Origin of the sequence: Microbacterium sp. Cr-K32 (assembly GCF_000708345.1) — a bacterium.
Classification (GTDB): Bacteria; Actinomycetota; Actinomycetes; order Actinomycetales; family Microbacteriaceae; genus Microbacterium; species Microbacterium maritypicum_A.
The window spans coordinates 1-12517 of the sequence record NZ_JARD01000004.1 but is presented as its reverse complement, the minus strand read 5'-3'; the positions used below and the strand labels follow the sequence as shown (position 1 = coordinate 12517).

At 68.5% G+C, this 12517-nt stretch carries 13 protein-coding genes; 9 read left to right on the top strand and 4 right to left on the bottom strand.

The features are described from left to right. Window positions 1-54 precede the first annotated feature (54 nt). The 3 genes from ispG (at window position 55) to GZ64_RS0100080 (ending at window position 2488) form a co-directional block, all read left to right on the top strand. On the top strand, window positions 55-1185 hold the full coding sequence (ispG, locus tag GZ64_RS0100090) for a flavodoxin-dependent (E)-4-hydroxy-3-methylbut-2-enyl-diphosphate synthase (protein WP_021199392.1): 1131 nt from the start codon (window positions 55-57) through the stop codon (window positions 1183-1185). A gap of 17 nt (window positions 1186-1202) precedes the next feature. Beyond that, a complete protein-coding gene (locus tag GZ64_RS0100085) occupies window positions 1203-1535 on the top strand; it encodes a nuclear transport factor 2 family protein (protein WP_029258177.1) in 333 nt (110 codons plus the stop codon). Between the two features lie 86 nt (window positions 1536-1621). Further along, on the top strand, window positions 1622-2488 hold the full coding sequence (locus GZ64_RS0100080; protein ID WP_029258178.1) for a hypothetical protein: 867 nt from the start codon (window positions 1622-1624) through the stop codon (window positions 2486-2488). 2 nt (window positions 2489-2490) lie between these two features. Here the strand turns inward: GZ64_RS0100080 and GZ64_RS19340 are convergent, their stop codons facing one another. Further along, complete coding sequence (locus tag GZ64_RS19340; protein WP_051667781.1) at window positions 2491-3183, bottom strand: nucleotidyltransferase domain-containing protein; 693 nt, start codon at window positions 3181-3183, stop codon at window positions 2491-2493. A gap of 4 nt (window positions 3184-3187) precedes the next feature. Continuing rightward, complete coding sequence (locus GZ64_RS0100070; protein WP_029264695.1) at window positions 3188-4627, bottom strand: RNB domain-containing ribonuclease; 1440 nt, start codon at window positions 4625-4627, stop codon at window positions 3188-3190. 79 nt (window positions 4628-4706) lie between these two features. Between GZ64_RS0100070 and GZ64_RS0100065 the strand changes: the two genes are divergently transcribed. Both GZ64_RS0100065 and GZ64_RS0100060 read left to right on the top strand, forming a co-directional pair. Next, window positions 4707-5477: an isocitrate lyase/PEP mutase family protein gene (locus GZ64_RS0100065; RefSeq protein WP_021199397.1), complete on the top strand. Its 771-nt coding sequence runs from the start codon at window positions 4707-4709 to the stop codon at window positions 5475-5477. 42 nt (window positions 5478-5519) lie between these two features. Next, window positions 5520-7280: a proline--tRNA ligase gene (locus tag GZ64_RS0100060; protein ID WP_029258181.1), complete on the top strand. Its 1761-nt coding sequence runs from the start codon at window positions 5520-5522 to the stop codon at window positions 7278-7280. 17 nt (window positions 7281-7297) lie between these two features. Here the strand turns inward: GZ64_RS0100060 and GZ64_RS0100055 are convergent, their stop codons facing one another. After that, window positions 7298-7801: a pyridoxamine 5'-phosphate oxidase family protein gene (locus GZ64_RS0100055; protein WP_029264694.1), complete on the bottom strand. Its 504-nt coding sequence runs from the start codon at window positions 7799-7801 to the stop codon at window positions 7298-7300. Between the two features lie 141 nt (window positions 7802-7942). On the opposite strand from GZ64_RS0100055, the gene GZ64_RS0100050 reads away from it, so the two are divergent. Further along, window positions 7943-8983, top strand: coding sequence for a TIGR00730 family Rossman fold protein (locus GZ64_RS0100050; protein ID WP_029264693.1), 1041 nt, complete (start codon window positions 7943-7945; stop codon window positions 8981-8983). On the opposite strand, the gene GZ64_RS0100045 is transcribed toward GZ64_RS0100050, so the two are convergent. Continuing rightward, window positions 8952-10307 carry a flavin monoamine oxidase family protein gene (locus GZ64_RS0100045; RefSeq protein WP_036330861.1) on the bottom strand — a complete coding sequence of 452 codons (1356 nt, stop codon included), beginning with the start codon at window positions 10305-10307 and terminating at the stop codon, window positions 8952-8954. The two genes, GZ64_RS0100050 and GZ64_RS0100045, sit on opposite strands and share 32 nt — an antisense overlap. 130 nt (window positions 10308-10437) lie before the next feature. Between GZ64_RS0100045 and nusA the strand changes: the two genes are divergently transcribed. The 3 genes from nusA to GZ64_RS19335 all read left to right on the top strand — a co-directional run. Further along, on the top strand, window positions 10438-11421 hold the full coding sequence (gene nusA, locus GZ64_RS0100040) for a transcription termination factor NusA (RefSeq protein ID WP_021199402.1): 984 nt from the start codon (window positions 10438-10440) through the stop codon (window positions 11419-11421). Window positions 11422-11483: 62 nt separating this feature from the next. Then, window positions 11484-11738, top strand: coding sequence for a YlxR family protein (locus tag GZ64_RS19590; RefSeq protein ID WP_081859620.1), 255 nt, complete (start codon window positions 11484-11486; stop codon window positions 11736-11738). A gap of 94 nt (window positions 11739-11832) precedes the next feature. Then, a partial coding sequence (locus tag GZ64_RS19335) for a translation initiation factor IF-2 N-terminal domain-containing protein (protein WP_197020490.1) occupies window positions 11833-12517 on the top strand: 685 nt, incomplete at its 3' end.

Below are 12517 nucleotides of genomic sequence, written 5' to 3'. Positions count from 1 at the left end.
CCCACTTGCATCCAGGCGGCGTAGGCTTGGGGCGTGCCAGCAGTGAACCTCGGAATGCCGAAGATCCCCGAAGTCCTCGCCCCGCGCCGCAAGTCCCGGCAGATCAAGGTGGGCAAGGTGCTCGTGGGCGGCGACGCTCCGGTCAGCGTGCAGTCGATGACGACCACCAAGACGACCGACATTAACGGGACGCTGCAGCAGATCGCCGAGCTCACGGCTTCGGGCTGCGAGATCGTCCGCGTCGCGGTGCCGCATCAGGACGACGCCGATGCGTTGAAGATCATCGCGATGAAGAGCCAGATCCCCGTGATCGCCGACATCCACTTCCAGCCGCGCTACATCTACACGGCTATCGATGCCGGATGCGGGGCGGTGCGGGTGAACCCCGGCAACATCCGCGAGTTCGACGGCAACGTGGGCAAGATCGCCGAGGCCGCGAAGGCTGCCGGTGTCTCTCTGCGCATCGGCGTGAACGCCGGATCTCTGGATCGCCGCATCCTCAGCAAGTACGGGAAGGCGACGGCTGAGGCGCTGGTCGAGAGCGCCGTGTGGGAGGCGTCGCTGTTCGAGGAGCACGACTTCCACGACTTCAAGATCTCCGTCAAGCACAACGACCCCATCGTCATGGTCAAGGCGTATCGGCAGCTGGCCGAGCGGGGCGACTGGCCCCTTCACCTCGGTGTGACCGAGGCGGGGCCGGCGTTCCAGGGAACGATCAAGAGCGCCACCGCGTTCGGAATCCTCCTCGGCGAGGGCATCGGCGACACGATCCGCGTGTCGCTCTCGGCGCCGCCCGCCGAAGAGGTCAAGGTCGGGCACCAGATCCTTCAGTCCCTCAACCTGCGCGAGCGCAAGCTCGAGATCGTCTCCTGCCCCTCATGCGGACGCGCTCAGGTCGACGTCTACACTCTGGCCGAGAACGTGACGGAGGGGCTCAAGGACATGACCGTTCCGCTGCGCGTCGCCGTGATGGGCTGCGTCGTCAATGGCCCGGGCGAAGCGCGCGAGGCCGACCTCGGCGTGGCTTCGGGCAACGGCAAGGGGCAGATCTTCGTGAAGGGCGAGGTCATCAAGACCGTGCCGGAGGCCGACATCGTCGCCACCCTGATCGAAGAGGCCAACCGGATCGCCGCTGAGATGGGACCTGAGGCCCCGCTCGGCACGGCCCAGGTCGTCACGGCCTGAGCTCGGAGGAGCGCGAGATGTCGGATGTCACCCTGCCCACGCCTGTCCAGGTGATGGTCGATGCGATCAACGCGGCCGATACCGATGCGTTCGTCGATGCCTTCACCCCGGACGGGTATGTCAGCGATTGGGGCACGGTCAAGGCCGGCCCTGATGGGGTGCGCGAATGGGCAGGCAGCGACGCGATCGGCGCCGGAGCGCGGATGACCGTGCTCTCCGCCGAGACCGACGGCGACACGACCCGCATCCGCTTCGGATGGGCGAGCCGGGTCTTCAACGGAGAATCCGACGGCATCTTCGTCGTCGAGGGCGACAAGCTCGCCAGCTTCACCATCCCGCCGTCCCACTGACCTTTCGTACCGGGGTCCGCCCCGCTCTCACGACGGCCCGACGGCCGCGAACACCGTCGAGATCACCGACGAATCCGAGGAGAACCATGTCGACGCCCACCACTGTGACCTTCTCGGACGGGACCATCGCCGGAGACGGCATCGTCACACGTGTGGAGAGCTTCGCCGATGGAGCGGTCGTCGTCGTCGACGCGACGCCCTTCCATCCGGTCGACCACACCTGGCCGGATCAGCCGGGCGACAGCGGAACCATCACGGCCGCCGGCGTCACGGTCACGGTGACCGAGGCTCTCATGGCCGCGATCTCTGACGAGGGCGAGTTCGCCGTGGGCCGCGCGATCCCGGTCAAGCGCGGTGCGGAGGGCTGGACGTGGCTGGTCGGGCATCGCATCGAGGGTGCCGTGCCGGCATCACTCGTTGAGGGAGCACCGGTGGCGCTCGCGGTCGACGGTGCCCGTCGCGCGGGACTCAGCCGCGGCCACACGGCATGTCATGTCGCTTCACTGGCGCTTGATCTGGCCCTCGTCGATCTCTGGCGGAAGGACCCGGGGGAGGACGCTCTCGGGAACCCCGACTTCGAGGGTCGCGCCAACCAGTCCAGTCGTATCCATGAGGACGGGGCCGTCGACGAATACCGGCTCGGCAAGAGTCTGCGCAGGGCAGGCTTCGACACCGAGACGTTCGCTGCGACCCTCGCCGACCGCGAGGCGCAGGTGAACAACCGACTGGCCGCTTGGATCGCCTCGGGCGCTTCCAGCAGCATCGAGACCGAGGGGCCGACGATCGTCGACCGGCGTCGCTGGCACTGCTCCCTCCCAGAGGGCGAAGCCGTGATCCTCTGCGGGGGAACCCACGCCGACTCCCTCGCCGCGTTCGGATCGATCACCGTGTCGCTCGATCTCAGCGATCCCCAGCTCCTCGTCATGACGACCACGGCTGTCCCCGCCCCCTGACCTCAGCGCACGAACCCGGCCTGCAGCCGTCCGCCCGCTCGATCGAGCTCCTCCTCGACGCGGTCCGCGAAGGCCGCGAAGTCTCCGGTGAGCAGCGGCGCACTCAGCCGCTCGGTGCGCTCCTCGCTCAGAGCGCGCAATCGACGGGGGAGCCATTTCCCGGTGGCGATCCAGCGGCGGTCGCCTAGCAGCATCAGCTCCGCGATCCGCTCGAACAGCACGTCGGCGACCACGCGTCGCTCGAGCTCGTCCGTCGCGTCCCGCAGATCGTCGAGAAGGTCGGTGATCATGTAGCGCCGGAACCGGGACTCTTCGGCGCCGAGCGACGGTCCGGCAGTGAGGATCTCGCTCCATCGTGCTCTGAACTCGTCGAACGACCGGTTCCGCCGGATCGGCTGTCCCTCCACGAGCATATGCACGATGACCGGCCGATACTGGCCGATACCGCGGTGCGCCCAATCGTCGAAGCCATCGGGTGTGTACGCGAACACTTCGATGAGCTCTCCTTCGAATTCGTGCGTCGCGGCTTTGCTGGACTGCGACGAGTCGTCGAAGAGAGCGTCGCCGATGAGCAGAAGATCGATGTCGCTGCTCGCGGTTCGTTCGCCGCGTGCCGTGCTCCCGGCGACGATCGCGATCTCGGCGCGCGGGTAGGCGGAGGCGATGAACCGTTCGATGAGGTCGGCGTGCTGCATCTCGTCAGGCTAGCTGTCGACGGACTGACCAGATCGCGAATTCGACCTCGCCCTTCGCGATGTCCGCACGCACGATGCGGAGTCGCACGACATCACCCGGCTGCGCACCCGGCGGCAGCGGTGCGGTCGCTGTCACGGCGGGGTCGGCGATCTGCACGGCTGCGCGTTCACCGCGCAGCTCGATCACGGTCGCCTCGATCGTCGTGCCGACCAGGGGCGTGAGCAGCGCGGCCTCGACGCTGTTGATCGTCGCCGCGTTGAGGCGCGATGCACGCTGGCCGGATTCCTGCATGAGGCCGGGGAGCTCGCCGAGCGATGCGCGCGCCCATTCGGGGGCGGGCTCGCCGTTCGCTTCGGCGAGGCAGATCGCCAGTGCCCACCGGTCTACGAGTCGGCGCAGGGGAGCGGTCGCGTGGGCATAGGGCGCAGCGATGGCGGCCTGCACGGCGGCGGCCGGCGCTTCGCCGTCGAACACCAGATACCCGGCTCCGCGGAACAGCGACGACGCGGCCTCCAGCACGGGGAGCGTCATCGGGTCGGCGCGGTCGAGCCCGCGAAGGTAGTCGCCGTATGCACCGGCCGTCCACGGGCGCCCGAGGGCCTCGGTCTGATGCCGGAAGGTCTCGAAAGCGGCCGTATCCGGCTCCGGCATCGTCCGGAGGATGCCGACTCCGGCGTCGAGCATGAGGGAAGCTGCGGCCATCCCTGTCATGAGCGAGAGCTGGGCGTTCCACTCCTCCACGGGAAGTGGGCGGCGACGTTCGATCGCATAGGTGCCGTCTTCTGCACGCACGACCTCTTCGTCGGGCAGATTCAGGCTCGCTCCTCCTCTCAGGCGCTCCTGCTCCATGCGCAAGGCTCCGATCTCCGGGAGCAGTGCCGCCGGGCCGTCCTCGCCGCGGTCGATCGCCAGCTGCGTCGTCGCGTAGTCGAGCTGTGCGCGCGAACGGATCAGCGCGCGTTCCAGGCGGAAGTCGGAGACGACACCGCTGGAGTCGAGGGCGAAGGTCCACACCAGCGCCGGTCGGTCGACGTCGGCGAGCAGCGAGGCTCGGTCCTCACTCAGCACACGCGGATGCAGCGGGATCGAACCATCCGCGGCATACAGTGTCTGTCCGCGACGCCGTGCCTCGGCATCCACCGCACCGCCCGGTGCGACGAACCCGGGGACGTCGGCGATCGCGTAGCGAACGGTGTATCCGGTCCCCGCGCGCTCGAGGTGGAAGGCCTGATCGAGGTCGCGAGACCCTTCAGGGTCCAGCGTTGCGAAGGGGACGTCGCGAAGGTCGATCTGCGGCACGGGGGCGGTGGATGCCTCGGCCTCGGCGATGACCTCGTCGGGGAAGTCGAGGGGAGCATCGACAGATTCCCGCAGTCCGGCGAGTGCCGAGGCCAGCTCGGTCTGCGCAGCGGACGGGGCGACGTGTGATCGGCGCTGGGGCATGGCTCCACCCTAGGCGTGGCGATCAGGCGGAGCGGAATGAACCGGCCCCGTGGACGTCATCCCGCGTTAGCGTGGAGTCATGACCACTGCAGCCAAGGCCCAGACCCTTGTCGGACTCTATGACGCACCGGAGATCCTTCGCGTCGTGAATGTGTGGGACGTCGTCTCCGCGCGGGCGGTCGCCGCCCTCCCCGAGACCCAGGCGATCGCCACCGCCGGACACGGCATCGCGGCGTCGTTCGGCTATGACGACGGCGCCACGCCGCGCGAGATCATGATCGACATGGTGGGTCGCATCGCGGCCGCCGTCCATGTGCCCGTGACCGCCGATCTCGACGACGGATACGGCGACGCGGGGGAGACCACCCGCCTCGCCATCGGGGCAGGCGTCGTCGGCGCGAACGTCGAGGACCGACTCAAGCCGCTCGACGAGTCCGTCGCCTCCGTCGAGGCGATCGTGAAGGCGGCGGAGGCCGAGGGCGTCCCGTTCGCCCTCAATGCGCGCACGGACGCCTTCGTCCGCGCCGGCGGTCGGCCCGTGCAGGAGAGCATCGCCGATGCCATCCAGCGTGGGCGGGCTTACCTCGACGCCGGAGCGACCGCGGTGTTCGTGCCCGGCATCCTCGACATGAACGTCACGCGTCAGCTCGTCGAGGGCATCGGCGAGCGCAAGATCAGCGTCATCGGGATTCCGGGTGCCCTCGCGGCCTCGGAGTACGAGAAGCTCGGTGTCGCGCGCATCTCCTACGGTCCGCTCCCGCAGCGGGTCGCGCTGACGGCGCTGCAGGAGCTGGCGGCCGACCTGTACGCCGGCGGCGTCGTACCCGCGAACCTTCCGGCGCTCAACTGACGTCGTCGAAGACGAGTGACCACGGCTCACTAGACTTGCTCCGTGGTCACTCGTCTTTCGAACTTCTTCCTCCGCACGCTCCGTGAAGACCCTGCAGGCGCAGAGGTCGCCAGCCACCGGCTGCTGATCCGGGCCGGGTACATCCGCCCGCAGGCCGCCGGCATCTTCGCGTGGCTGCCACTGGGTCTCCGCGTCAAGTCGAAGATCGAGACCGTCGTCCGCGAGGAGATGGCCGCCGCAGGCGCACAGGAGGTGCACTTCCCGGCGCTCATGCCCCGTGAGTCCTATGAGGCCACCGGCCGCTGGGACGAGTACGGCGACCTGCTCTTCCGTCTGCAGGATCGCAAGGGCGGCGACTATCTGCTCGCGCCCACCCACGAAGAGGCCTTCACTCTGCTCGTGAAGGACCTGTACTCCTCGTACAAGGATCTGCCGCTCACGATCTACCAGATCCAGGACAAGTACCGCGACGAGGCGCGCCCGCGGGCGGGCCTGCTCCGTGGACGCGAGTTCACGATGAAGGACGCGTACTCGTTCGACTCTTCCGATGAGGGGCTGGACGCCAGCTACCAGGCGCAGCGCGACGCGTACGAGCGCATCTTCCAGCGTCTCGGTCTCGAGTACGTCATCGTCCAGGCCGATGCGGGGGCGATGGGCGGATCCCGCAGCGAGGAGTTCCTGCACCCGACTCCGGTCGGCGAAGACACCTTCGTCCGCAGCGCCGGCGGCTATGCAGCGAACGTCGAGGCGTTCACCACCGCGGTGCCCGAGGCGATCGCGTACGACGCCGACGAGTCCCCGGTGATCTTCGACTCTCCCGACACACCGACCATCGAGACGCTGGTCGCGCATGTCAACCGAGAGCTCGAGGGCGAGTACACCGCAGGCGACACGCTCAAGAACGTCGTGCTCGCGCTGACCCACCTCGACGGCACCCGCGAACTCGTGATCGTCGGCATCCCCGGCGACCGCGAGGTCGACGAGAAGCGCGCCGAGGTCGCCTTCGCGCCTGCCGAGGTCGAGACCGCCACAGCGGACGACTTCGAAAACAACCCGCTGCTCGTGAAGGGCTACATCGGCCCCTGGTCGCCCACCGGTGCGGTGCTCGGCGAGGAGTCGGCCACGGGCATCCGCTATCTTGTCGACCCGCGCGTCAGCGAGGGCACCAGCTGGATCACCGGCGCGAACATCGACGAGAAGCACGCGCACTCCGTCGTGGCCGGGCGCGACTTCGCCGCGGACGGCATCGTCGAGATCGCGAACGTGCGCGCCGGGGACCCGGCTCCCGACGGCTCGGGCCCGGTGGAGCTCGCGCGCGGCATGGAGATCGGACACGTCTTCCAGCTGGGCCGGAAGTACGCCGAGGCTCTGGGGCTGAAGGTGCTGAACGAGAACGGCAAGCTCGTCACCGTCACGATGGGCTCGTACGGCATCGGCGTGACCCGTATCCTCGCGATCATCGCCGAGCTCAACAATGACGACAAGGGCCTCATCTGGCCGGCGTCGGTCGCACCGTTCGACGTGCAGGTCGTCGCGGCAGGTCGTGATCAGGTCGCATTCGAGGTGGCGGAAGGTATCTCCGCGCAGCTCGAGGCCGCCGGTCTCGATGTGCTGTACGACGACCGCCCCAAGGTGTCGCCCGGTGTGAAGTTCGGCGATGCCGAGCTCGTCGGAGTGCCGAAGATCGTCATCGTCGGCCGCGGGGCCACCGACGGCCAGGTCGAGCTGTGGGATCGCGCCACGGGGGACCGTGACGCGATCTCCGTCGACGAGGTCGTCGAGCGCCTCACCGTCGCACGCTGAGATCCACGGCCGCGTCGTCAGCAGACGATGCGGCCGTGGTTCATGATGTCGTCGTCCGGCGTATCGCGGGTGACGAGGGACTTGAGCGCTCCGGCAGCGAGGGCGAGTTTTCCCTTCGACGGCTCCCAGAACTCCGTGACCTTCGGAGTCACCTTGAGGAGAGCGATGCCCGGGGTGTCGAGGCCGTCGGCGAACCAGATCTCCAGCGACGCCGAGTAGAGCTCTTCCATCTTCGCGCGGTCGTGCACGACCTCTGCCGTTCCCGCGACGGACACGTAGCGCATCCCCTTCGCATCGCAGTAGGCGAGGCCGACATCGCGGTGCTTGCGTGCCTCATCGACCTTCTCGGTGTCTTCGGCCGTGAAGAACCAGATGTCGCCGGCGTCGTCCATCTGCCGGGTCGACATCGGCCGACTCACGAGGTTGCCGTCGTCGTCGGTGGTGGTGAGCATCGTGATGTCGATGTCCTTCACGAGCTCGACGACGCGGGCGAGGGCTTCGGGTCCTGTGATCTCGGTCATGACGTCAGCGTGCCGCCTGCGGGCGTCGTGGTCACGGGCATTGACACCGTGGCGGTGTCGTGACAGCGAGGCGACGGCGTCTCGCGGCGACACCCCGGCGTTGCGGCCCGTCGTCGCACTGCCGCATGACACCCTGGTGACATGATCGACGCACCCCTCCCCGAAGCCCTCAGCTCCGAGATCAACGCCGTCCTCGACGATGCGGGAGTGCATACCGACCGCAGGCTCGTGATGCGTATGCTGCGCACCGCGATCCTGCTCGGCGAGGACGGCGCCGATCGGCTCGACCTGAAGATCGCCTCGGCGGCGTTGGCCGAGATGCGTGACGCGTTCCGCCTGTTCGCGCCGTTCCGGGGAGTCCCCAAGGTGACGGTGTTCGGGTCGGCCCGAACCCGGCAGGACGATCCGCTCTACCTCACCGCCCGCGACGTCGCCGCCGCACTGGCCGGCGACGGCTGGATGGTCGTCACGGGAGCCGGCCCCGGCATCATGCAGGCGGCTTCCGAGGGCGCGGGCCCCGCGCTCTCCCTGGGGGTCTCCATCCGCCTGCCCTTCGAGGAGAAGCCCAACGGCTTCGTCGCGGGCCAGGACCACGTGGTCGCGATGAAGTACTTCTTCACCCGCAAGCTCATGCTCATCAAGGAATCGCTCGGATTCATCTGCCTCCCTGGCGGCTTCGGCACGCTCGACGAGATGTTCGAGCTGCTCACGCTGCAGCAGACGGGGAAGGCGGAGCCGACGCCCATCGTGCTCCTCGACGAGCCGGGCGGCACCTTCTGGCAGGGGCTGCGGAGCTTCATCGACGACCACCTCGCCCCGACCGGCGTCATCTCGGAGGGCGACTTCGACCGCGTCGTCATCACCGATTCGGTCGACGCGGCCCGGGCGGAGATCACCGGGTTCTGGCACAACTACGACTCGCTGCGATGGGTCGGCGACGCGCTGGTGCTGCGTCTGCGGGCCGAGCCGACGGATGCCGAGATCGAGACGCTCAACGGGCAGTTCGCCTCGATGCTCTCGTCGGGACGGATCGAGCGGACGGAGCCGCGGCCGCCGGAGGTGGCCGACGACGACAACCTCGACCTGCCGCGTCTGATCCTGCACCTGGATCAGCGCCAGGTGGGCAACCTGTTCCGGCTGATCGGTGCGATCAACGCACTTCCGTCTGCTCCCGCGCGGTGATACGGGCGGCGAAGTCCGCGAGGTCGACCGGACGATCGAGGATGCGCTCCGCGGCCCTGTGCCCGGAGTAGAACGCCGCGCCGACCGTCGCCGGCTCGTCACCCCAGGTGGCCTCGCCGGCGAAATGCAGAACGCCGTCGACGGGTCCCGCCAGCGCGTCATGATCGTGATGCGTCGAGCCCAGCGCGAGGTGCGAGTAGGAGCCGTTCGAGAACTCGTCCTCACCCCAGCGGGTGATCCAGTGAGCGAGTGGCTCGCCGACGGCGTCCCCGTAGAGGAGACGCAGCGCGCTGACCGCGTCGGCGACGATCTCGTCGTCCGGACGGTTCTGCATCCGGCGGCCGAACGGCCCGGCGGCAAAGGTCAGCAGGGTGGGGATGCCGCTGACGGCGGAGACGTCGTACCAGGAATGCCAGTGCTCGCCCGCCTCGCCGAGCGCGCGGATCACATAGCTCTCCTCGTTCCAGAACCGCTCGGGGAACTGGACGAACACCTTGTTGAAGACGCCCATCCCCAGCCGTGAGACGGGACCGGCGACCGCATCCGGCAAAGCCGGTTCGAAGGTGATCGTCCCGGCTTTGAGCACGCCGAGCGGCACGGTGACGATCGCCCGGTCTGCGCGGTACTCGGTGCCGCCCGCGTGCACGACGACTCCGTCCGCCGAGCGGCTCACCCGGGTCACGACGGTCTTCAGCCGCACGTCGAGGCCGGCCCCGATGCGCCGCGGCAGCTCGTCGTACCCGCGAGGGAAGATCACCTCGTCTCCGTCGATCGCATCCTCGTCGAGACCGTGCGCGTCGAGGTCGCCGATCCACGCGCCGCACTGCTCCTCGACCCGATGGCGGAAGAACTCGCGGACGTCGTCGATGCGCTCGGGCGACAGCCCCGACCTGTCGAGAGCGCGTTCGGTGACATCGAGATAGGTGTCGCCGGAGGAGGACGAGGCGATCTCCTCGACGAGAAGACGGTCGGCGAGTTCGACGTCGGCGACCCATCGCGAGGTGGCTGCCTCGTCCATGGCACGACCCTCGCCATCGAAGTTCTCGATCGGTCGACCACCCACCTGGAAGCTGCCCACCGTGTACTCGATCGCCGGGATCCTGAGCGCGTGGACGAGGTTCCACAGCGGCGAGTCCTCGATGCCGTGGATCCACGATGCACCGAGATCGACGGAGAATCCGGCACTTCGGTCGGTGTGCATCCGGCCCCCGATGCGGTCACGTCCTTCGAGGACGACGACACTCCGGCCCGCGTCGGCGAGCATGCGCGCGCTCGTGAGCCCCGACATCCCGGCGCCGATCACGATCGTGTCGAATGTGCTCACGTGCTCCTCCTCGAGCGGCTCCGGATCCCGACACCGCCGCCGCCGTGCGAGGGCCGGTGGGCACAGGGTATCGTGGTACGGATGTCGCGCGTGCGAACAGGCGCGACGAGAGCTGAATAGAGAGGCCGTCATGGACATCGAACTGAGTCTGCTGCGAGGGATCGAGAAGGAGAAGGCGATCCCCTTCGATGAGCTCGTCGCGATCATCGAACAGGCGATCCTGACCGCGTACTCCAAGCACGTCTCCGCCGACGGCGTCACTCCCGAGGGCGTCCGCGTGGATCTCGACCGCAAGACCGGCCACGTCGCCGTGCTGCAGGTCGTCAAGGACGAAGAGGGCGCGATCATCGGCGAGGAGGACGCCACGCCGGACGACTTCGGGCGTATCGCGGCGTTCGCGGCCAAGCAGGTCATCAGCCAGCGTCTGCGCGACATCGCGGACGACGTCGTGCTCGGTGACTTCAAGGACAAAGAGGGCGACATCGTCGCCGGTGTGATCCAGCAGGGCCCGAACCCCCGCATGATCCACGTCGATCTCGGAGCCGTCGAGGCGATCCTGCCGCCGGAGGAGCAGGTTCCCGGCGAGGAGTACACGCACGGCTCGCGTCTGCGCGTGTATGTCACCAGTGTCGCCAAGGGTCTCAAGGGGCCGCAGATCACGGTCTCGCGCACGCACCCCGGCCTGGTCCGCAAGCTCTTCGCCCTCGAAGTGCCCGAGATCGCTGCCGGTCTGGTCGAGATCGTCGCCCTTGCCCGCGAGGCCGGTCACCGCACGAAGATCGCGGTGAAGGCGAACGACCCGTCGATCAACGCCAAGGGTGCCTGCATCGGCGAGCTCGGGCGTCGCGTGCGCGCAGTGACCGAGGAACTCGCGGGCGAGAAGATCGACATCGTCGACTACGACGCCGATCTGCCGACCTTCGTGGCGCACGCGCTCTCACCGGCCAAGGTGACGAGCTCTTTCGTGCTCGACGCCAGCACCAAGGCCGTCCGTGCCCTGGTGCCCGATTACCAGCTGTCGCTGGCGATCGGTAAGGAAGGTCAGAACGCTCGTCTGGCCGCCAAGCTCACCGGCGCGAAGATCGACATCCAGCCGGACAGCGTCCTCGACTGACACGGCTTCGGCCTTCCGCCGCGCCCGGGAGCGGGCGAGGTGGGGTGAAACGCAGGTGTAAGATGGAACCCGTACGAACGTGCGTCGGTTGTCGCACGCGTGCTCCCCGCTCCGCCCTTCTCCGGGTGGTGGCCCAGAACGACACCCTCATCCCCGATGAGCGTGCTGTCCTGCCGGGGCGTGGCGCGTGGGTGCATCCGACAGCTGAATGCATGGCGGCCGCTCTGCGGCGGCGAGCTTTCGGACGAGCACTGCGTGTGACCACTCAGCTGGACACACGGACCTTCGAACAGCACCCACCAAGAAACAAAGGCTGAACAGCTATGGAAACAAAGTGAACGGCTCGAAATGAGACCCGTCCGCGACTAGTGGTCTGCCCTGTCTGGGTGGACCGACTCAGACAGGAGAATTGTGGCTGGTAAACCACGCGTACACGAGATCGCCGCCGAACTCGGCGTCGACAGCAAGATCGCACTTGCGAAGCTCAAGGAACTCGGCGAGTTCGTGAAGAGCCCGTCCTCGACCATCGAACCGCCCGTTGCGCGCAAGCTGCGCGCGGCGATCGAGGCCGATGGCTCGCTCAAGGGCTCCGCTGACGCCGCTCCCGCGGCGAAGCCCGCGGCTGCGAAGCCTGCAGCTGCGAAGCCCGGTGCCAAGCCGGCACCGACCCCGGGCCCCAAGCCCGGTCCGAAGCCTGCCCCGGAGGCTCCGGCCCCCGCACCCGCTGCGCCGGCTCCCGCCCCTGCCCCCGCGGCAGAGGCTCCCGCCGCATCCGATGCGGCGAAGCCGGCCGAGAGCGGCGCGCCGACTCCCGGTGCTCCGCGTCCGGGTAACAACCCCTTCTCGTCGGCGCAGGGCATGGGCCAGCGTCCGGCCGGTCCCCGTCCGGGTAACAACCCGTTCGCGTCGGCTCAGGGCATGGGCCAGCGTCCGACGCCGGGCAACATCCCGCGTCCGCAGGCTCCGCGTCCCGGCGCACCCCGTCCGGGTGCCCCTCGTCCCGGCTCGCCTCGTCCCGGTGCACCGCGCGGTGGCCAGGGCGGTCGTCCCGGTGCTCCGTTCCAGCAGCGTCCCGGCGGCCCCGGTCGTCCCGGCG